Consider the following 21234-nt stretch of genomic DNA (forward strand, 5'->3'; position numbering starts at 1 on the left):
TTTTGATTCCTACAGAGTAAAGTAAGGTAAGACTTATTTAAATGAAAAATAAATACGAAACCTTCTTATCAAGAGAGGCGGAGGGACTGGCCCTACGATGCCTCGGCAGCGGACTCAATAGAGAGTGCTGTGCCAAATCCAGCAAGCGATATGCTTGATAGATGAGAAGAGCGTTTCTTATATGATGTATATAAGACCTCTTCTCCTTTGGAAGAGGTCTTTTTCGTTCTTACGAAGGAAAGGTTTATAATAGGGAGAGATGTTATTGTGGAACAAACAAAAGGGAGTGCGTGGGCGCTATTACCGCTTGGTATATTTTTAGCACTATTCATCGGTTCTGGCGTTATTACGGGTGACTTTTATAAATTACCGATTCTTGTAGCGGTATTAATTGCAGTTTCGGTTGCTTTAGTGATGAATAGAAAAGAAACATTTACAGCGAAAGTAGAACGATTCGCTAAAGGTGCTGGACACCAAGATATTATGATCATGGTTTTAATCTTTATATTAGCAGGAGCTTTTTCAGAAACAGCAAAAGGAATGGGTGCAGTTGATGCAACAGTAAACTTAGCTCTTTCTGTTTTACCACAAAGCTTTTTAATTGCAGGTTTATTTATAATTGGCGCATTTATTTCATTAGCGATGGGAACATCGATGGGAACGATTGCAGCGTTAGCACCAATTGCTGTTGGAATTAGCGAACAAACAGACATTTCGGTGGCGTTGGCAATGGCAACAGTTGTAGGTGGGGGAATGTTTGGAGATAACCTATCTTTTATTTCTGATACGACAATTGCGGCTGTTAGAACGCAAGGGACAGAGATGAAAGATAAGTTTAAAACAAATTTTCTTATTGTATTACCAGCAGCTATTATTACGGTGAGTTTGCTAGTTGTATTAACGGCAGGAAACCACACGGAAATAACGCCACAAGCGTTTAACTGGGTGAAAATATTACCATATGCAAGTGTACTTATTTTTGCATTACTTGGTTTTAATGTACTGGTTGTATTAATGGGTGGAATTTTATTTACTGGAATTATTGGTATCGTAGATGGAAGTTATACACTTTCTACGTTTTTAAAAGGTATAACAGTTGGAATTAACGGTATGATGGAACTTGTATTATTGGCAATTTTAATTGGTGGAATGTTAGCGATTATTCAATATAATGGTGGCATTCAGTATTTAATGTACGTACTAACACGTAATATTCGCTCGAAAAAGGGAGCAGAATTTGGAATTGCGGGTCTTGTAAGTTTGACAAATGTATGTACAGCAAATAATACAATCGCAATTGTTTTCGCAGGACCATTAGCGAAGAACATTGCAACTCAGTACGATATCGACCCAAGAAAATCAGCAAGCGTATTAGACTTATTTTCTTGTAGCGTGCAAGGGTTAATACCTTATGGTGCACAAATGTTAACGGCAGCTGGGTTTGCAGCATTATCACCGGTTGAATTATTGCCGTATGCATTTTATCCAATATTAGTTGGAGTTTGCGGTGTAATTGCGATTCTAACTGGATTTCCACGTTTTTCACCAATCATTGAGAAGAAAGAATATCAAACAACAGCTTCATAATATAACAAAAAACAACCCTCATCACAATATTGTGATGAGGGTTGTTTTTTGTTATATGAATGCATTAGGAAAAGGATCTAGGTAAGTTATTATGCAAAGCAAATAAGCTCTCATGTGAAAAGCTTTAAGCCTCTTTTCTCTAAGGTGTAGCTAACTATCAGTCTAAAGTCTGAGAACAAAACGGTTCTTAAGCTCGTTATGGAAAGTATGAGAAATAGTTAAGATAGAAGTATCAAAACGAAGGGAGGCAAGCACAAGATGAAACAATTTTTAGCATTTGTTGCAGCGGGAATTCTCGTTTTAATTGCTCTTGGTAGCCTTGGTGGTATGATTGGGTTTGCAATTGGAGCTGGAATTACGTACTGGAGCTATAAATCATTTGTGCGTGCACAATCATTTTTCGGGAAATTAGCTTTTGGTATTGTTGGCTTAATCGGATTATCCATTGCTCTTTCACATTCACCAGCGTTAATTGGTGTGGCGGCAATTGGAATTCTGTATTACGGATACCGTGAGTGGAAAAAAGAAAAAAATGTAGAAGTAACAGAACAAGGTAGTGGCTATTCATCATACAGCAACTTTGATGATGAATGGGATAAATTAATGAAAAACTAATAAAAATAATAATCTGAGAGAGGAAGATTTATAATGAAACAATCTTTATTTGGACGCGTACGAGATGCAATCTTAGCAGATGTGCACAACTTATTAGATGAAAAAGAAAGAAAAAATCCAATTGCGATGTTAAATCAATATTTACGTGATAGTGAACGTGAAGTAACGAAAATTGAAAAGTTAATTGAACGTCATAAAACATTAAAAACAAACTTTTTACGTGAATTAGAAGAAGCTCGTTACTTCGTAGCAAAAAGAGCGAAACAAGCAGAAGTTGCAAAAGAGGCTGGTGTAATGGAACTACACGAGCGTGCTTTAGAAGAAGTTGCTTATTTTGAAGGGCAAGTAGGGAAATTAGAAGAAATGCATGCAGCTGTTGTAGCACAAATTGATGAGCTAGAGCAAAAGCTTGCAGATATGAAAAATAAACTAAAAGAGATGCATGCAAAACGAATGGAATTAATGGCGCATGCAAATCGTCGCATTCATACAGCCGTGAATAAGATGAGTGAAAATAATCCATTTTTACGATTTGAAGAAATTGAAAATCACATTCGTAATTTAGAGCTTCGCATCGATGAAGATGATGTACGTGATACATTTGATTTAAAGATTGCAAAGCTGGAAAGAGAATTAAAAGATAAAGAAGAATTAGAGCTTAAAAAGTAATTGAATAGTAGTATATTATAAAATGGGCTTATGATATAGTAATGGAAGAAAAGGTGTTGGAAAGCAATGCCTTTTTCTTCTATTTCTAATGAGAAAATGGTTTGGGATAGAAGAAAAATTTCACTTCATAGAAAGGGGGGCGCTGATATGATGAAAGATTACTCCAAAATACAATTACTAGGTATTCTTCTTATATTGTTTGCAGTTGGACTTTTTATTGATATGATAATTGGAAATTTTGCACCTGGTACGCTTATATTTGCTTTTGTCTTAATTTTAATTGGACGAAAATATCGTAAAAAGAAGCGACATGTAAGAGGAAATGTGTTTTTATTTGCAGGAGCTCTTATCTTCTTTTTCTCTTTGTTTGCTTCAGCGGCCTTTGCACTTGTTATATTTGCATGCTTAGCCTTTTTTGGATATCAGTTATTTACAGGGAAAGAGAACCCGAAAGCGGTACAAGTAGAAATGAAGGAAGAGTCAGAAGGAAAGCAAGTATACCGGACACAGCCATATATAAAAAATATGATGATTGGCAGTTTGCGAATGATTGATTGTGTATACGAATTGGAAGATATTAATATTCAGTATGGAATTGGTGATGTTGAAATTGATTTAACAACAGCGATGATTCCAGAAGGGGAAACAGTTGTTGTTATTCGCGGTGCGGTTGGGAATATTCGTTTATACGTACCTTATGATATCGAATTATCATTAAACCATTCTGTTCTAGTTGGAACGATTTCACTTCCAGGTCATGAAGAAAGTGGATTAAATCGAAATGTGATTTTAAAAACAGAACAATATAAAGAAGCCCCGCGCCGTATTAAAATTATTTCTTCGCTTTTCGTTGGCGATACGGAAGTGAGGAAAATATAATGAAACGACAAAATATCTCTTGGATGTACATTCGTTATTCTATTTTATCATCCATTACGATTACAATGATATCGACTGGAGTATATATATGGAAAAGTAATCAACACATATATGATTTTTTATGGAAAGAAACCATCGCTTCTGTTCCAATCGGTTTGTTTATTATCATTACGAGCCTTTTAATAGGGGGCATTGTTGGATATGTCGTTGGCTATTACATGCAGCAACGTATTCATGGTTTAACGACTTTTTTATTTGAAGTAGAACGTGGCAACTTTCCGAAAGAGATCTCTTTTGCAGCAGATGATGAATTTCATGAGGTCGAAAAGAAGGTAATGACGTTAGCACACCGTTTAGAAGAGCAAGCAAGTTTGTTTCAAAAGTTAACGAATGAACGAGCCGATTGGAATGAAGAGATGAGACAAGAAGTAATTTCTGGTGAACGTCACCGATTAGCGAGAGAGCTTCATGATTCGGTGAGTCAACAGCTGTTTGCGATGTCGATGATGATGTCGGCCATTAATGAGCAACTTGATAGTGTACCAGAAGCAGCTCAAAAACAATTGAAGTTTGTTGAAAATATGGTTGTCAATGCACAGTCAGAAATGAGAGCGTTATTACTTCATTTAAGACCTGTCCAGTTAGAAGGAAAGAAACTAACAGAGGGAATTGAAGAATTATTGACAGAGCTGTCACGTAAACAGCATATGAAAATTGTATGGTTTGTTGAAGGTGTTCAGCTTGAAAAAGGTGTAGAAGATCATCTATTCCGCATTGTACAAGAGGCGCTTTCAAATACACTACGTCATGCAAAAGCGCAAAAAACAGAAGTACGACTACGTCAAATCGAAAAGTATGCAATTTTAAAAATTATTGATGATGGTGTTGGATTTGATGTTAACATAAGTAAAGCAGGTTCATATGGTTTACAGTCTATTCAAGAACGTGTCCATGAAATTGGTGGGACTTTAAAAATATTAAGTTTCCCAGGAAAGGGGACGCAAATTGAAGTGAAGGTGCCGATTATTTAAATAAAGATTAAAAACCTCTTTTTTAAGGTTGGAAGAGAGGAACTGACTATGTGTAGTAATAGTCAGTGCCCTTTTGTACCACGAGTCCAGTTTGCAGAACAAAGGGATGAAGTGAGAGAAGAAGTTGTTGTATGTGAGAGGCATGAAAGTAGTTGTATAATGTGGATGCGCATTTAACATAGACTCCTTCTTTTATGGTTTGTGAAAAGTGTATAGATTATAGAAGCAAGAGAGGAGGAAGTGGAATGATTAAAGTATTACTTGTTGATGATCATGAGATGGTTCGGATGGGCGTATCAGCCTACTTATCAACACAGCCAGACATTGAAGTAGTTGGAGAGGCAGAAAACGGGAGAAAAGGTGCAGAGCTTGCACTATCTTTAAAACCAGATATTATTTTAATGGATCTTGTGATGGATGAGATGGATGGTGTTGAAGCAACACGTGCAATTATAAAAGAGTGGCCTGAAGCAAAAATTGTTGTAGTAACGAGTTTTTTAGATGATGAAAAATTGTATCCAGTTATTGAAGCTGGTGCAACGAGCTATTTATTGAAAACATCAAGAGCGAGCGACATTGCTGAGGCCGTGCGTGCAACATATGAAGGTGAAACGGTATTAGAGCCAAAAGTAACGGGGAAAATGATGTCTCGCATGCGTCAAAAACAAGAGCACCCGCTACATGAGGATTTAACTGAGAGAGAATTTGAAGTGTTACTTCTTATGGCACAGGGAAAAAGCAATCAAGAGATTGCAGATGAGTTATTTATTGCATTAAAAACTGTAAAAACACATGTAAGTAACATTTTAAATAAGTTGCATGTCAGTGATCGAACACAAGCGGTTATTTATGCGTTTCGTCATCAATTGACAAGCTAAAAACACTCCTAAATCAGGAGTGTTTTTAGCTTGTTTATGCAGCCTTTTGTTGCTTTGTAGCTGTTCTTGCTTTCTTTGAAAATGCATATCCAATGAATCCCCCTATAATAGCTGGTAATAACCAACCGATACCATCTTTATATAAAGGAATGTACATAAAATACGAATCAATTGCTGTAAGTGAAAGGTTCGTTTGTTTCAATCCATCCATAATACTTACCATTGCTGCACCAGTTAATGCACCGATGTATACAGATGGAGCACCATGAAAGTATTTATGTGCGAATGATAACAAAATTAATACAATTGCAATCGGATATAACACAAGTAAAATAGGGATTGAAATGGAAATAATATTTGTTAAACCTAAGTTTGCGATGAATAATCCAAAGGCACAAATAATCAGTGTGAAAGTATTATAGGAAACGTTACCACATAAAGTTGAGAAATATTGACTACAAGCGGTAACAAGTCCAACACACGTTGTTAAACAAGCGAGAGTTACGATAACAGATAGTAAGACTAATCCAAATGGACCAAATAATTGTTGTACAATTGCTGTTAACAATTGGCCACCATTTTCTGCATATCCTAAAGTTACGCTTGTTGTTCCTAACCAGCCAAGAGCAATATAGACAAGGGCAAGTCCAACAGCAGCGATAAGAGCAGCTTTTGTTGTAGCAATAGCAACTGCCTTTTTATCGTCTATTCCTCCAGAACGGATTGCATGAACAACGATGATTCCAAATACAAGCGCAGAGATTGTGTCCATCGTTAAGTAACCTTCCATAAATCCTTTAAATACAGGTGAATTTGTATAAGCCTCAGTTGCTTGCCCAGTCTCTCCAAGAGGAGTCATTACACTTTTTACAAATAATAAGAAAATTGAAATAAGTAGAATTGGTGTAACAACAGTTCCAATGAGATCAACGAGCTTGGAAGGATTTAAGCTAATCCAATATACAATAGCAAAGAAAATAATGGTATAAGTCAATAACGCGACATTGCTTGTACTCATACTAGTTGGCAAAAATGGGCTGGCTCCCATTTCATAAGCAACGTTAGCAACACGAGGAATTCCCATGGTCGGCCCAATTGCGATATAAATAACAATCGTAAATAAGATTCCGAATATTGGGTGTACACGACTTGCTAATTGTTGCATGCCGTTACCAGATAAAGCAATTGCGATGACAGTTAGTAGAGGTAATCCTACACCAGTAAGTAAAAATCCAGTAATTGCAGGCCAAAAATGTTCACCGGCTTGTTGGCCTAGCATTGGTGGGAAAATTAAGTTGCCTGCCCCAAAAAATAAAGAGAATAGCATAAGTCCTGTAGAAAAAATATGCTTTTGGGATACGGTATTCATTGTGTTTTGCTCCTTATATCAAAATGTAATTATAAAAATAAAAAACCCGTCCCTAAAAGAAAGGGACGGGTTGAATTTACCCGCGATACCACCCTTGTTCACGCATATAATGTATATGCGTGCGGCTTTACAACGTACATAATTATACGTGCTCTTAATAACGGTGAGTGACCGGTTAGAACTTACTACGTTGTTCAGTTCTACTTCTCGGAGATGATATTCGGTTACAAATGTAAACATTGGCTTTCAGCAAAATGCCAACTCTCTGGAGAATATATTGATAACCTACTCGTTCTCGTCAATGAATTTTAAAAGTATTTTCAAAATATTTTTAACATGTTTTTCAAATAAAGTCAACATTTTTTGTCGAAAAATGACGAAAAAGAAGCAGCTTTTAAAGTGATATTTTATGTTTAAAAATGAGTGAACATACGGTTTTCATAGCTTTTTCAAAGAAATAAAAAATAACAAAATTTCCAATGTATTTTTTAGTACCTACTTATAGTATGAGGGAGGGATTTATAATTTTAGATTTTGAGAAATATTACATTTTATAAAGAGGAGAAGGGATTTATATATATATGCCGAATTATATAGCAATCCACTTGCTGGAAAACAGACAAGAAGAGGTGACTAAAATGCTTGCGATGAGTGTATTGTTAGGAGTTATCATTGTTTCTGGTTTTATATGGTTATATTATTCGCGCACGTTTAAACAAGCAGGAGTGTTACTCTTTGATAAAGGTAGTTTGTTGACAAGTCAATCCAGATTTTTAGTATGCCCGAAATGTGGAAGAGCCCAAGCCAGAAGTGGAGGGTATCAAGAGTGTTGTCGCACACGGTTATAAAGTGAAACTTCACTCAGTGGGGGTATCTATCCCCGCTGAGTGTTAGTTGAACCAATCGGGCTTTTACGGGATGTTCATCTCCCGTCTAAACTTTTTTGTTTCTTCTCAAGTTTTGAGGTGGGCGTTTTACAGCCCGTTAATGCGGGATAAAGTGAGCTAGTAATCGGTGGAGAGGTGTTGTCTCCACCGATTGCTAGTTACATTCATTTGTAAATAGAAGCTAAAACGGATAAGTCTCACATAGATGTGAGGCTTACTTGATTTTATCACCAAAAGCCCAATTGATCGGGATTTAGAACGTTAAACTGATTAAAGTTTCGCTTTATAACCTACCCAAATTGTCCAGCGATCGCGCTCTACGATATGTTCTTTATCACCAAGCTCTACGTGAATATGGTGTAAGAGGTGTGAAAGCTCTTCGTCACTTAGTTCATGTAAAATAGAACGTCCAGTACGAGGGGATAAATCTTGCAGTAATGCTTTTGTTGAAGAATGAATTTTTCGTGTTTCCCATAATGTATGAATAGATGAGGTTTGAAATCCGGTGTTTTCTAATTCGTGTTGAAGCTGTTGTGTTGTAGGTCTGCGCTCTTTTTCTGTAGGAATGAGTTTCGGATAACAAGAAAAGAAGTACCCGCGGATATGATCTGGATTGCCAGGAAGTGTACAATCTTCAATTGTACGATCTTGTAAAATAAGAACACCATCATGTTTTAATATACGATAAGCTTCTTGTAAAAATAGTGATACATTTTTAAGGTGATGGACGACGGCTCTAGAAATAACAATATCAAATGTTTCATTTGGAAAGTTTATATTGTGAGCATCGCCTTGAACAAATGAAACATTTTGTAAATGAGCACAATTTTCACGAGCAGCTTCAAGTATTTCTTTTGAAAAATCAAACCCAATCACTTCACTCGCTCCCATGTGAGTAAGTTCTTTCGTGTAAATTCCACCACCACAGCCAACATCAAGTATTTTCTTTCCTTTTACATTTACAATTGTTTTGATAGCAGAACGCCATGTTGAATCAGCTTGCCGATGTGAATATGTATATTTGTTGTTATGGTCATGAAAGTTAATTGCCATATGAAATCTCTCCTTTCATACATAGTATAGCAAATTTTTAGGGAAATCTTGTTTTGCTTTTTTTATTATAAACATAAGAATTTCTTATTTTTTGAGAAAGAGGAGTGTAAGGAATGAAGAGGTTGTTCTTATTGTTAGTATTAGTATTTACACTAGCCGCATGTATGCAAGTGGAGAAAAAGAATAATGAACAAACGAAAGAGGTTGGTCGTGTGATGGAAGAAGCTTTGAAAGTAAGTGTACAAGTTAAAAATGGACAAGAAAGCATGTTGGATGAGAGAGCTGCTAAAGTCGCTGCAGCAATTATAAAGAAATCACGAAAACAAAATATAACAGGAAATTTAGGAACGGCAGATTACAAAATAAAGGTTGAAGAGGCTGGAAAGCAGGATATTTATAATGCTTGGCTCCGCGGAGAAACAAGAGAAGGATGGTTACAAAAAGAAGGTGAAGAACGTGTATTTTATATTGTATCAAAAGAGGATACAGCAACCCTTCTTTCTATATTCCCTAAGCCCAATTTAACAGAAAGTGAAGAGGGGGCTGTTATACCGTTTACAAAAATAACAAAACAAGATTTACAAATTACTCGTTTTCATATTAAAGAAACAGAAGGTCAGTTACATTATACTGTGTTTTACACAATTTCTGATTCGTTGTATAAGTGGTTAAATATGAATAATATGTATTATTTTCAATTAAGCTTTCCAAAAAAAGTACAAAATATGATTGGAAAAAAAGAAAGTGAGCTTGTACAAGGGGAAGTTGTAAAAGAAAATTATAAACAATATGAAGTAAACTTTTTTATTTCGACGGATAACTTATCAAGCTCGCAGTTACAAACGTTACAAACATATTATGACGATTATGATTTAAAGATATTGAATGCTAAAAAAGAAGAAATGGGTCTATTTCAAAACATCATTAATATTGTAAAAGAATATGGGAAAAAGATGGATTTGCAAAGATGAATAGGAAGGATATTGTTTATCCCGCTATTTGCGGGCTGTAAGACTCCCACCTCAAAGCTTGAGAGAAGCGAAGAAGTTTAGGTGGGAGATAAACAGCCCGTAAAAGCCCGATTGGTCGGGCTGACAATCAGTGGGGGATGGAGAAAACCCCCACTGATTGAAGTTTCACTTTATAAATAAAAAAGCAGTGCTAAAAAGCACCGCTTTTTTATTTTGTTTTTGCAGACGGTTCACTCATTGATTTTCTTGTAATAAAGTAAGCAATCATAAGAGCAGAAAGAATAATAAGAGCAACAAATAAATCCTTTGGTAATAAGTCCAAAAGCCATACATGTCCGAGCGTATAGAAAATAAGTGTGGAAGCTAAAAAAGAAAGAGTTCCAATCATAAGAGATTGTAGTGTCATGATGTTCACCTCCTTGTATCATTAGTGTTGGCTAAAAATGGATAATTTAAACGTCATTTTCCAACATGAAAACGATTTATGGCATAATAGAAAAAAAGAGATAAAGAAGGAGAGAAATATGGAGAAGAACAAAAAAGGATTATGGGGAGTCATCGCAGCAATAGGAATTTTATTATTCTCCAAATTTAAATGGGTACTAGCAATCTTTAAGTTAGCAAAGTTTTCTACTGTATTCAGTATGTTTTTATCACTGGGTGCGTATGCAATGGTATACGGATGGAAATTTGGAGTAGCACTTGTTTATTTATTGTTGATTCATGAAATGGGACATTTATGGGCAGCAAAAAGAAAAGGGATTCCAACTTCACCAGCTATTTTTATCCCATTTATGGGGGCTCTTATCGGGATGAAGGAAATGCCTAAAAATGCAAAAGACGAAGCGTTTATGGCATATATGGGTCCGTTATTTGGATTGCTTTCTTTTTTACCAGCAATTCCACTTTATATGATGACAGGAGAGCCGTTTTGGGCACTTGTTATTTTACTTGGAAGTATGATTAATTTCTTTAATTTAATTCCTGTGTCGCCGTTAGATGGAGGGCGAATTGTTTCCGTAGTTAGTACAAAAATATGGGCGCTTGGTTTAGTCATATTACTAGGTGTAGCAATTGTACAGCAAAGTATGTTTCTTGGTTTTATTTTTATCATAGGATGTATGGAATGGTATCGTGTGTTAAAACGAGATCGTCCAATTGAAGAGATTGGTTGGAAGATAGAAGTAGCTAAACAGTATATTGCAAAGATGAAAGAAGAATTTCAGGAAACAAAAGCCGTTCACCGTACGCTTCATTTGATGCATTATGAGATGAATGCATTTCAAAATAAAGATTTATCTCGAGAGGAACAGCAAAAAAAAGAAGCTCTAGAATACATTCTTCCTAGATTTATGCCTTTTGACTTTGTACCTTATGAAGATGAAAAAGAAGAATATCTTCTTCGTATGCAAGATGCATTGGAGGTCTCAGAGAAGAAAATAGCTGAGTGGGAAGTTGAGAAGGATAAGCATGAAAGATATTATAATGCGGACATGAAAACACGTATTGTAGTGTTCATAGCCTACTTAGCATTACTTGCTGTATTAGGTTTTATTGCATATGAAGGGTATAGTATTTTGGAGCAACATTTGCCACGATGAGATTTGTAAAAAAATGATGTCGAAATGATTGGAATGATTTATAAAGGAACTTCTCTTCTTTGGAAGAATGTTACAAATATGACTTGCAGTAGAAATAAATGTAACATGATACATAAGAAAAGGGGTTCCCTGTATGAAAAGAGTGTGGCGTCTAGTAACTGTTCTTGTGTTTATGGTAATCGCAACGTATGGGTTGACAAAAATATTTGTATACTATGCAAATAAGCCAGTTGGTACGGCTGCAATTCCGACAACAGAAAAGGTTGTAGAAACTGAAGAAGTATTACAGTTCATCCGCATGACACACGAAAGCTATAATGATTTTTTAAATTACGGGAAATCTGAGAATTATACAGATGGTGATTGGAATCAATTAAGTGGATGGTTCCAACAACAAGAAGGGGCATTGCAAACCATCGATAAAAAAGTGAAGAACAAAAAAATAAAGCGAGATGTGAAGCGCAGCTATGAAATAATGAAAAAGGGAATGATAAATCGCAATATCGAGTATGTTGTGTATGCTCATCGTATTTATCATGATCTTGACATTTTCGTAAATGATTACACTGGGGAAACGAATATATGGGGGTATACGGAATTTGGTAATGGAAAAGATATGAAAGTAGTGGAAGAGGCGTTAAAGACGGAGTAGAAGGGTGTCTATAAAGTGGGAAATATCCTTCTTTATGGACATCCTTTTTATTTTTTCACAAAATCATCATGTTTATAGTGATTATAATCACAACGCGCTTTGTTTCTATCATTTATAATGGCGATAAGCGAATAAAACAAATAGGGGGATCATAACGATGTTACAAGAAAAAACAATTGACATTATAAAATCAACAGTACCATTATTACAAGAAAAAGGTGTGCAAATTACAACACGTTTTTATGAAATTTTATTTGCGGAGTATCCTGAGTTACTTAACATTTTTAATCATATGAATCAAAAGCAAGGGAGACAACAACAAGCATTAGCAAATGCTGTGTATGCTGCGGCGCAGTATATCGATCGTTTAGAAGTTATTGTTCCAGTAGTGAAACAAATTGCTCATAAGCATAGAAGTTTAGGCGTGAAAGCAGAACATTATCCTATTGTAGGTACATGTTTATTACGAGCAATTGACGAGGTGGTAGAAGCTCCGAAAGAAGTGTTAGATGCATGGGGCGAGGCATATGGAGTGATTGCTGATGTATTTATTAGTGTAGAGGCAGAGATGTATGAAGAAGCCGCTTCTAAAGTAGGTGGTTGGAAAGATTTCCGTAATTTTATTGTAGTGAAAAAAGAAAGAGAAAGTGATGTTATTACATCTTTTTATTTGAGACCAGCTGATGGTGGAGGTTTGTCTTCATTTTTACCGGGTCAGTATGTAACAGTGCAACTTAAAATAGAAGGTGAAGTGTATACACATCACCGTCAATATAGTTTATCAGATGCGCCTAATAAGGAATATTATCGCATCAGTGTAAAAAGAGAAGCTCGCGGGGTTGTATCAAACTATTTACATGAGCATGTGGAAGAAGGGGACGTAATTCCATTAAGTGCACCAGCCGGAGATTTCGTCTTAAACATGGAAAGTAAAACTCCTATTGTGTTGATTAGCGGAGGTGTTGGAATTACACCGATGATGAGCATGCTTCATACAGCTGTCCAGCAGATGCCAAATCATCCGATCTATTTCATTCATGGCGCATTAAATAGTGACGTGCATGCAATGAAAGAAGAAGTAAAACAATTGACAGAAATACATGAAGAAGTGAAGATGTATACTTGTTATTCACAACCAACGGAGAGAGATAGAGAAATACAAAATTATAATAAAGAAGGATTCATTGATTTATCATGGCTACAATCTATTGTTCCTTCTAAAGAGGCAGAGTTTTACTTCTGTGGTCCAGTCCCTTTTATGAGACATATTAATGAGATTTTAACAGAATGGGGCGTTTCTGAAGAGCATATCCATTTTGAATTCTTTGGTCCAGCTACTAGTTTACAAAAATAATGCAAACAAAGAACGGGGTGTTAATTCACCTCGTTCTTTGTTTGCTCACGAAGTAACCGATTTGCCGTTTCACGGCGAATACCGATTAACTGTCCAATTTCTGCTTGGGTTAAAATATCATGGACTGGAACATCACCCAAATATGTTGCAAACCATGTTTGCAACCGTAGTAGCCGTTCTTTTGGAGAAACAAGTGTAAGTAAATCTGTTCGTTCTTGCATCATTCGTAATTTCGTCTGTAATTGCAGTGCGATATTAGCGTATAACTTTGGATCTGATTGTAGTTTTTCATACCAAGCATGGCTTATGATTGGCTCTACTTCAGTTTTCATTAAAGCAATGGCTGTTCCGTGATAATCTTTTGCTGAAATTAAAGAATGATGAGGGATGGTTTCACCAGGGACAATAATGTTAAATAAAAAAGATGTGCCATCTTCTTGTAGCCGAACCACTTTTAGCAAACCGCTTTTAATGAAGTATAGGGGTCCTTCCTCGCCTTGTCGAAATAATATTTCTCCTTTATGTAAAATCATAGCTTTCTCCTTTTTTGACGTTCTTTTCCAAAAAGCAAGTTTTTATAGCGTTGCTTCTATAGCTGCATTATACTATATTGAAGTGGTATATTGTTTCATATATAGCAATGAAATAACGTGATAGAGAGAAAATATAGTGATAGATGTTTGCCAATGGCAAAGTAAATAATGATTTGTAGGGGGCAGCCATGTTAGATGAGAAGATGATAGAGATGAGGGCTCCGGCTAATGCAGTGATACATGTAGAAGAAATGAAAGGCGGAGTTGTTGTATCTGTTGAGCTAGAGGGCCAAATTATTTACACAATGGCATATGATGAAGAAACGGATAGTTATGCCGAATTATATGATCGAAATGATAGGCGTGCGAGACAAGTACATGAGGACTTTATGGGGTGGTCTCTTGTTCATTAAAAGATGTCAATATGACATCTTTTTTTGTATTATTTTGCAACATTTGCACATAAATTGTAACAATCATTTTCCTATTGTAAGTGTATTGTAAACGCACGAGTAGCTCTTTTTCGCTATGATAAAGATAGAGATATAACGTGTTTAGAAAAGAGTGATTCGTTTGGAAAAATTACATCTATCAAATTTTATTTTAATGGTAATATGCTCGTTGTTAAGTATGGTATTTGGCATCTTTTTATATTCTTGTACTTAAATTACTCGTCACTTAATACTCTTACGGTTTGTTTGAAGTGGGAGATGAATGTCGGGAGCCGATAAAAAAACGCATTCTATTAAGAAGAATGCGTCAAAAGAGAGAAGTTACAATCATTCTTATACCGATAATGATTAGTGTAATGCGTAGTAAATGAATGATGGCATTTCCGCTTAGTTTTGTATTAATATAAGCCCCAATCCTTCCACCAAACCAAGCACCAGGGATTAAAATAAGTGCATATAGCCAGTTTACATTATCTAAAGAAATGTGGGTAATAGAACTTACAACTGCTGACAAAAAGACGATAAACATAGACGTTGCAACAGCAATTTGTGCTGGAAAGGCAAACAGAAGCATCATGGCTGGAACTAATAAAGCTCCGCCGCCAATACCAAATAGCCCAGAAATAAAACCGACGAAAAATGCGATGATAATTGCAAGAATAGGTGGAAATTCATAATGAATGGTCTGCCCTTCTTTTGTTACAAATGTACGCTTTATAACAGAGGCATTTGTTAAAGAGAGAGGCTTCATCTTATCACGAAGCATTAAAATAATCGATACAAAAATAAGAAAAATTCCAAAGTATAAAGAGAAAGAATCTCCATTTAAAAATTTATTTGCCCACGATCCTACAATTCCGCCAGGACCGCTCCCGATAAATAAAATAAGACCGCTTTTATAGTCGACTCGTTTATGCTTCATGTAGGTTAGAGTGGACGACAGTCCTGTAAACACAATTGTCACAATAGAGGTTCCAACTGCCAACTGTGGAGAGAGGCTGTGTAAACCAACAAGTAAAGGAACAATAATGATCCCACCTCCAAGTCCCACTAGACTGCCAATTGTCCCAGCTACTAAACCAATTATTAACAATGTGAAATATTCCAAATTTAAACATCTCCTCTTTTGTAACAACTACATTCCTTATTATACAACGTTTTTATAAGAAATAATGAAAGTTCACAAAAAAGTCGTCCTGATATAAATCAGGACGACTTTTTTGAATTTAGAAGATTAAATCTAAAATATAATAAAATAATGCTGCTAATGAAGCTGAAATAGGGAGTGTAATAACCCACGTAATTAACATACGCTGAGCAGTTCCCCATTTAACACCTTTTACACGGTGTGCAGCTCCCACCCCTAAAATAGAGGAAGAAATAACGTGCGTTGTACTTACCGGTAAATGAATAAGTGTTGCACCGAAAATAATACTAGCCGATGTTAAATCCGCTGCTACGCCGTTTACTGGGCGAATTTTCATAATTTGTCCACCGACAGTTTTAATGATTTTCCATCCACCAACGGAAGTACCAAGACCCATTGCAAGAGCACAAGAGAATTGTACCCAAAATGGGATGTCAGTTGATGTTTGATAGTTATTTGCAATTAAAGCCATCGTGATAATTCCCATTGCTTTTTGAGCATCATTTGTTCCATGTGTGTAGGCTTGCAAAGCTGCTGTTCCGATTTGCAAATAGCGGAACCTCTGGTTTGTTTTGGTTAAGTTAAAGTTCTTAAAGAAAATTTTAAAAATACTATATACAATGAATGCAAGTGAAAATGCTAAGATTGGCGAAATAATTAATGCTTGGAAAATCTTTAAAAATCCAGCATAATTTAACGCGCCAAAACCAGCAGCTGCAATCGCTGCACCAGCAATAGAACCAATAATTGCATGAGAAGAGCTACTTGGGATACCGTAGTACCAAGTAATTAAATTCCAAGAAATACCTGCTAATAAGGCAGCTAAAATTACAACGGATCCATTGTTTAATGTGAAAGGATCGACAATATCTTTTGTAATTGTTTTTGCCACACCTGTAAATGTCATAGCTCCTACGAAGTTCATAACAGCAGCTAAAATAATCGCATGACGTGGCTTTAAAGCTTTTGTCGAAACTGATGTTGCGATTGAATTGGCTGTGTCATGAAAGCCATTGATAAAGTCAAAGACTAGAGCAAAAATGACAATTAAAACTGTTAGAATAAAAAGTGTATCCATCATTAAGACCCCTTACGCATTCTTCATAATGATTGTTTCTAAAACGTTTGCAACACTTTGACAGCTGTCTGCAATTTCTTCTAATTCCTCATAAATTTCTTTGAATTGAATAATTTTAATAGGATCTTGTTCACGAGAAAATAGATGCTTAATTGAGTGTCTTAAAATATCGTCACATTTTGATTCATAATCTTTAATTTTTATTGCATGTGTACGAATATCAAGCAGCTTTTTCTTTGCCATTAAGTCGATAGAATATGCGATTTCAATTGCAGAAGCATTGATTGCGTCTACAAATTTAATCATGTATTCATCAGCTTCTGTAATGGAATACATTTCAAACATCGCAGCACAATGTTCTAGGCCATCTAATACATCATCCATACTCATTGCTAGTTGTAAAATGTCCTCACGTTCAATCGGTGTAATAAACGCTTTGTTTAACTCCATAATAATCTCATGAATATAGGAGTCGCCTTTCGTTTCGTATTCTTTCATTCTTACGGAGAATTCTTTTAAATCGCTTGCACTTTTAATTTTGTACTCTACAAAAAACTGTGCGCTCTCTTTTAAATTTTCCGAAATATTACCGAGCATTTCCGAAAACTTATCTTTTTTCGATTTGAATACCATGTTGTTACCTCCAACAAAAAAAATGATATAAAGAATATTAGCTAGTTCATTCTATCAAAAGTTGTCGTTTTTTCAAATGTTTTATCGAAAGTTTACAAAAGCTTAACATTATTACTGTTGAATAATTAGCAATATTAAAGAATTTTTAATATGATGTTCTGTTTATAGAATGTCCCATTTTTGCAAAAAATATGAGTCGAACGTACTATGCTTAAACTTGACGAATTGCAGTGGTATCATAGAAAATTTGTAAAGATAAAAGTAATTTGTACCTATATATTTGAAAAAATGGTAAAGGAAGTGACCGGATGAAATGGAACAACGAATACATAAAAAAAATGTCGAATTGGTTTGAAACAAGAAAAAAATTGCGAAATTCACTTCTATTTTTAGGTGGGTTTGTCATATTTCTTTTGATTGCAATTAATGTCATTATTGCGTTTCAGGATATATCGGCTTTAAAAACAGCAGTGCCACAGCCAACGCTTATTTATGATAAAGATGAACAAGTAGCTGCAAAATTATCTTCTTCAAAAATAGAAGGAATTAAGCGAGAGGAGATTCCCGAGCATGTTATTCAAGCAGTTATTGCTGTAGAAGATAAGGAGTTTTATGAGCATCGTGGAATTGATTATAGTGGAATTATTAATGCAACAATTAAAAATATAACAGCCGGACAAGTTGTAGCAGGGGGCAGCACAATTACACAACAACTGGCGAAAAATGTGTTTTTAACGCAGGAGCGCACGTTTTCAAGAAAATTTAAAGAGTATTTTTTGACAAAGAAAATTGAACGAAACTATACAAAAGATGAAATTATTGGAATGTATTTGAATCAAATTTATTTTGGAGAGGGTGCTTGGGGCATCAAGAAAGCAGCAAAAGTTTACTTTGATAAAGAGGTAAATGAGTTGAATATTTCAGAAGCTGCTACGTTAGCAGGATTAATTAAAGCTCCGTCGACATATTCACCATATAAAAATTTTAATAAATCTATAGAGAGACGTAATATTGTTTTAAAGTTAATGTATGAGCAAAGTTACCTTACAGAAGAACAATTAAAAGCAGAAACGGCAGTAGGTCTTACATTAAAGCGTGGGGTGGAGGATAAATATAAAGGGAAATATTCACAATATGTTGATTATATTGTGAGAGAAGCAATGGATAAATATGAGTTAACCCAAAATGAAATTTTATCTGGTGGATACCATATTTATACTGAATTAGATCCGAATATGCAACAAGCTGTTGAAGATGTTGCGAATAATGAAAGTTATTTTCCAAAATCCCCATCTGATCAAGTGATGCAAACAGGCATTGTATTGATGAATCCGAAAACTGGAGGGGTTCCTGCACTTATAGGTGGAAGAGGAGCGTATCAGTTTTTACAATTTAACCATGCAACACAATTAAAGCGTCAGCCAGGGTCAACATTAAAGCCAATTACTGTGTATACACCGGCATTAGAAGAAGGGTATGAAGTATACGATTTATTAAAAGATGAACCGATTACAGTGAATGGTCATCCTATTAATAATAGTAGCCATCAGTTTTATGGTGATGTAACAATGTATGAAGCAGTTGCAAATTCATACAATGCTTCTGCTGTTTGGTTATTAGATCAAATTGGAGTAGAAAAAGGAGTAAGTGCATTAAAAAAGTTCGGTATACCATTTGAAGAGAGTGACCGCGCACATTCACCAATCGCCTTAGGGGGGATGAGTACAGGTACATCACCTTTTGTGATGGCACAAGCGTATGCTACGTTTGCTAACGATGGAGTACAAGTAGAAGGCCACGCCATTCGTGAGATTAAGGACGCAGAAGGAGAAACAATTGGAAAGTGGTATAAAAAAGAAACGCGTGTAACGAGTGAGAAAGTAGCACAAAAGATGACTTATTTATTAAAAGGTGTCGTTGAAGATGGAACAGGAAAAAAAGCGAAACTTGAATCAGTAGAAACAGCTGGAAAGACTGGAACAACACAAATCGTAGGTGGACCAAGTAGCGGTGCAAAAGATTCTTGGTTTGTCGGTTATACACCGGATATAGTTGGAGCGATTTGGGTTGGATATGATAAAACAGATAATGAACATTATGTTCCGAGCGGAGGACAAATTACAACAAGAATGTTCCATAATATTATGAAAAAAGCAGTGCAAGAACCAGCTCAAATAGCCTTTGATTTATCGCTTATACCAGTAGCTGATTATACAAAGCAGCTTGAAACAATTGAGGAAGAGAAAAGAAGAAAAGCGGAGGAAAAGAAACGATTAGAAGAAGAAAAGCAGAGAGAAGAGGAGCAACAAGAATGGCTTAATAAGTTAAAAGAGTGGTGGCCTTTTTAACATAGCTCTGTTTTCATATGTTGAAGATGAAAGATAACCGTCCTACATCGTTAAGGACGGTTATTTAATTGAAGAATTATATTATCACGAGCATTTGTATGTGTTGTATAATGAATCACAATATTTCCTTTGCTAATCGGTTCGTATGGAAGTTCTTCATATTGTCCATTATTATTGTTATGGATAGTCAGTTCGATTGTATCAAATTGTTTTCCTTTATAGCTTCCTTGAATATGCTTTGCAATCGCATAAAGTTGTTCATAGGAAGAAGCATCGGTTGTAAGCATCCCTTTTAAGACTACTCTCTCTTTTTCTGTAGAAAGGGTAGGAAGGATATGATTTGGTTTTGTATAAATCATTTCATAAGGAGGAATATCATTTACTTTTGCAGCTTTTGGTTGATTGTATTTTCCTATTACAAAAAGTGCACAGCCAAAGATGATGAATGACATAAAAAGATTCCAAAAGCGTATTGATGAGAAAAGCTTCATCTTTCATCCCTCGTTTCATATGAAGTTTCAATATCATCATACAAAACAACCGTTAAGGAAGCGTTAATTTAAAGTAAAGAAATGTAAAGAAGAGAGAAGGAGGAGGAAAATTGATTTCGGTTGGACTTACAGGGTGGGGAGATCACCCGTCTTTATATACGGATACTTATGAAAATAAAAATAAATTACGGACATATAGTGAGTCTTTTCCAATTGTAGAAGTTGATAGTTCTTTTTATGCGATGCAGCCGACGAGAAATTACGTGAAATGGGCTACAGATACACCGGATAACTTCTCATTTATTGTGAAAGCGTATCAAGGAATGACAGGGCATATGAAAGGGGACATTCCATTCTCTAGTATAGATGAGATGTTTCATATTTTTAAACAATCTATTGCGCCGTTACAAGAAGCAGGTAAGCTGAAAATGATTTTATTTCAATATCCACCTTGGTTTGATTGCAAAAAAAGAAATGTGGACTTTCTTCGGTATACGAAAGAAAAGATGAGAGGTTTTCCATGTGCGCTTGAATTTCGTAATCAAACATGGTTCGAATCACCATTTAGAGCGAGAACATTACAATTTATGAAAGAAGAGGGATGGATTCATACGATTTGTGATGAACCACAAGCTGGTATAGGATCGGTACCTATCGTATTAGAAGCTACAAATGAAGAGGTAACATTAATTCGATTTCATGGACGTAACGTTCATGGCTGGTTGCATACGGGAGAAAATTGGAGAGCAGTAAGGTGTTTATATCGTTACAATAAGCAAGAGCTAGAGGAATGGGTACAAAGACTAAGAGAGTTAGAACGGCAAACAAAGCATATTTATTTGTTATTTAATAATAATTCTGGTGGAGACGCTGCTGATAATGCAAAACAACTTATGGATATGTTGGGTATTACATACGGAGAACCTAAACCAGAGCAGCTACGCCTATTTGAATGAAAAAACGAAGCCCACTGTACAAACAGGGGGAATGTACAATGGGCTTCGTT

General features: G+C 35.6%; 22 protein-coding genes, 1 riboswitch and 1 other annotated feature. Of the genes, 14 read left to right on the plus strand and 8 right to left on the minus strand.

The genetic code is table 11. The features are described from left to right. Positions 1 to 62: 62 nt before the first annotated feature. Positions 63 to 168, plus strand: a riboswitch (SAM riboswitch). A gap of 99 nt (positions 169 to 267) precedes the next feature. The 6 genes from BAMA_RS04510 (at position 268) to BAMA_RS04535 (ending at position 5659) form a co-directional block, all read left to right on the plus strand. Next, positions 268 to 1587, plus strand: a complete 1320-nt coding sequence (locus BAMA_RS04510; RefSeq protein ID WP_034636539.1) for a Na+/H+ antiporter NhaC family protein — start codon at positions 268 to 270, stop codon at positions 1585 to 1587. Between the two features lie 258 nt (positions 1588 to 1845). Further along, positions 1846 to 2202 (plus strand): lmo0954 family membrane protein, encoded by a 357-nt coding sequence (locus BAMA_RS04515; protein WP_034636542.1) that lies wholly within the window; start codon positions 1846 to 1848, stop codon positions 2200 to 2202. 33 nt (positions 2203 to 2235) lie between these two features. After that, a complete protein-coding gene (locus BAMA_RS04520) occupies positions 2236 to 2871 on the plus strand; it encodes a PspA/IM30 family protein (protein ID WP_034636544.1) in 636 nt (211 codons plus the stop codon). Positions 2872 to 3018: 147 nt separating this feature from the next. Continuing rightward, positions 3019 to 3750: a cell wall-active antibiotics response protein LiaF gene (gene liaF, locus BAMA_RS04525; RefSeq protein ID WP_034636547.1), complete on the plus strand. Its 732-nt coding sequence runs from the start codon at positions 3019 to 3021 to the stop codon at positions 3748 to 3750. Further along, complete coding sequence (locus BAMA_RS04530; protein WP_034636549.1) at positions 3747 to 4781, plus strand: sensor histidine kinase; 1035 nt, start codon at positions 3747 to 3749, stop codon at positions 4779 to 4781. The genes liaF and BAMA_RS04530 overlap by 4 nt, the downstream gene beginning before the upstream one ends. A 245-nt stretch (positions 4782 to 5026) precedes the next feature. Then, positions 5027 to 5659 (plus strand): response regulator transcription factor, encoded by a 633-nt coding sequence (locus BAMA_RS04535; RefSeq protein WP_034636552.1) that lies wholly within the window; start codon positions 5027 to 5029, stop codon positions 5657 to 5659. A 34-nt stretch (positions 5660 to 5693) separates the two neighbouring features. On the opposite strand, the gene brnQ is transcribed toward BAMA_RS04535, so the two are convergent. Then, a complete protein-coding gene (gene brnQ / locus BAMA_RS04540) occupies positions 5694 to 7028 on the minus strand; it encodes a branched-chain amino acid transport system II carrier protein (protein ID WP_034636554.1) in 1335 nt (444 codons plus the stop codon). 58 nt (positions 7029 to 7086) lie between these two features. Continuing rightward, positions 7087 to 7339 (minus strand) — a binding site (T-box leader). Between the two features lie 327 nt (positions 7340 to 7666). On the opposite strand from brnQ, the gene BAMA_RS04545 reads away from it, so the two are divergent. Then, the gene (locus BAMA_RS04545; RefSeq protein WP_034637128.1) at positions 7667 to 7876 is read left to right on the plus strand and encodes a hypothetical protein; all 210 of its coding nucleotides are present in this window, start codon (positions 7667 to 7669) and stop codon (positions 7874 to 7876) included. Between the two features lie 309 nt (positions 7877 to 8185). Here BAMA_RS04545 and BAMA_RS04550 read toward each other — a convergent pair whose 3' ends face one another. Continuing rightward, positions 8186 to 8968 (minus strand): class I SAM-dependent methyltransferase, encoded by a 783-nt coding sequence (locus BAMA_RS04550; protein ID WP_034636556.1) that lies wholly within the window; start codon positions 8966 to 8968, stop codon positions 8186 to 8188. 113 nt (positions 8969 to 9081) lie between these two features. Between BAMA_RS04550 and BAMA_RS04555 the strand changes: the two genes are divergently transcribed. Beyond that, positions 9082 to 9939, plus strand: coding sequence for a hypothetical protein (locus BAMA_RS04555; RefSeq protein ID WP_034636559.1), 858 nt, complete (start codon positions 9082 to 9084; stop codon positions 9937 to 9939). A 208-nt stretch (positions 9940 to 10147) separates the two neighbouring features. On the opposite strand, the gene BAMA_RS04560 is transcribed toward BAMA_RS04555, so the two are convergent. Continuing rightward, positions 10148 to 10345 carry a hypothetical protein gene (locus BAMA_RS04560; RefSeq protein ID WP_034636564.1) on the minus strand — a complete coding sequence of 66 codons (198 nt, stop codon included), beginning with the start codon at positions 10343 to 10345 and terminating at the stop codon, positions 10148 to 10150. 118 nt (positions 10346 to 10463) lie between these two features. Here BAMA_RS04560 and BAMA_RS04565 point away from each other — a divergent pair, with 118 nt between their 5' ends. The 3 genes from BAMA_RS04565 (at position 10464) to hmpA (ending at position 13546) form a co-directional block, all read left to right on the plus strand. Continuing rightward, entirely contained in the window at positions 10464 to 11540 is a 1077-nt protein-coding gene (locus tag BAMA_RS04565) for a site-2 protease family protein (RefSeq protein WP_034636566.1), read from the plus strand. 133 nt (positions 11541 to 11673) lie between these two features. Further along, a complete protein-coding gene (locus tag BAMA_RS04570; protein WP_034636568.1) occupies positions 11674 to 12192 on the plus strand; it encodes a hypothetical protein in 519 nt (172 codons plus the stop codon). A gap of 157 nt (positions 12193 to 12349) precedes the next feature. Then, positions 12350 to 13546, plus strand: a complete 1197-nt coding sequence (gene hmpA / locus BAMA_RS04575; protein ID WP_034636570.1) for an NO-inducible flavohemoprotein — start codon at positions 12350 to 12352, stop codon at positions 13544 to 13546. 20 nt (positions 13547 to 13566) lie between these two features. Here the strand turns inward: hmpA and BAMA_RS04580 are convergent, their stop codons facing one another. Continuing rightward, positions 13567 to 14079, minus strand: coding sequence for a Crp/Fnr family transcriptional regulator (locus tag BAMA_RS04580; RefSeq protein WP_034636572.1), 513 nt, complete (start codon positions 14077 to 14079; stop codon positions 13567 to 13569). 188 nt (positions 14080 to 14267) lie between these two features. Here BAMA_RS04580 and BAMA_RS04585 point away from each other — a divergent pair, with 188 nt between their 5' ends. Beyond that, positions 14268 to 14492, plus strand: a complete 225-nt coding sequence (locus BAMA_RS04585; RefSeq protein WP_034636574.1) for a hypothetical protein — start codon at positions 14268 to 14270, stop codon at positions 14490 to 14492. 346 nt (positions 14493 to 14838) lie between these two features. On the opposite strand, the gene BAMA_RS04590 is transcribed toward BAMA_RS04585, so the two are convergent. From BAMA_RS04590 to BAMA_RS04600, 3 genes are all read right to left on the minus strand, one after another. Next, positions 14839 to 15639, minus strand: a complete 801-nt coding sequence (locus BAMA_RS04590) for a sulfite exporter TauE/SafE family protein (RefSeq protein ID WP_034636577.1) — start codon at positions 15637 to 15639, stop codon at positions 14839 to 14841. A gap of 118 nt (positions 15640 to 15757) precedes the next feature. Next, positions 15758 to 16756 (minus strand): inorganic phosphate transporter, encoded by a 999-nt coding sequence (locus BAMA_RS04595; RefSeq protein WP_034636578.1) that lies wholly within the window; start codon positions 16754 to 16756, stop codon positions 15758 to 15760. Between the two features lie 12 nt (positions 16757 to 16768). Beyond that, positions 16769 to 17389, minus strand: coding sequence for a DUF47 domain-containing protein (locus BAMA_RS04600; protein ID WP_034636581.1), 621 nt, complete (start codon positions 17387 to 17389; stop codon positions 16769 to 16771). 308 nt (positions 17390 to 17697) lie between these two features. Here BAMA_RS04600 and BAMA_RS04605 point away from each other — a divergent pair, with 308 nt between their 5' ends. Next, positions 17698 to 19737 carry a transglycosylase domain-containing protein gene (locus tag BAMA_RS04605; RefSeq protein ID WP_034636583.1) on the plus strand — a complete coding sequence of 680 codons (2040 nt, stop codon included), beginning with the start codon at positions 17698 to 17700 and terminating at the stop codon, positions 19735 to 19737. 50 nt (positions 19738 to 19787) lie between these two features. On the opposite strand, the gene BAMA_RS04610 is transcribed toward BAMA_RS04605, so the two are convergent. Beyond that, positions 19788 to 20228: a hypothetical protein gene (locus BAMA_RS04610; protein ID WP_034636586.1), complete on the minus strand. Its 441-nt coding sequence runs from the start codon at positions 20226 to 20228 to the stop codon at positions 19788 to 19790. A 110-nt stretch (positions 20229 to 20338) separates the two neighbouring features. Between BAMA_RS04610 and BAMA_RS04615 the strand changes: the two genes are divergently transcribed. Beyond that, on the plus strand, positions 20339 to 21184 hold the full coding sequence (locus BAMA_RS04615; protein WP_034636589.1) for a DUF72 domain-containing protein: 846 nt from the start codon (positions 20339 to 20341) through the stop codon (positions 21182 to 21184). Positions 21185 to 21234: the final 50 nt, after the last annotated feature.

It is taken from the genome of Bacillus manliponensis (assembly GCF_000712595.1).
In the GTDB taxonomy this organism is placed as follows: domain Bacteria; phylum Bacillota; class Bacilli; order Bacillales; family Bacillaceae_G; genus Bacillus_A; species Bacillus_A manliponensis.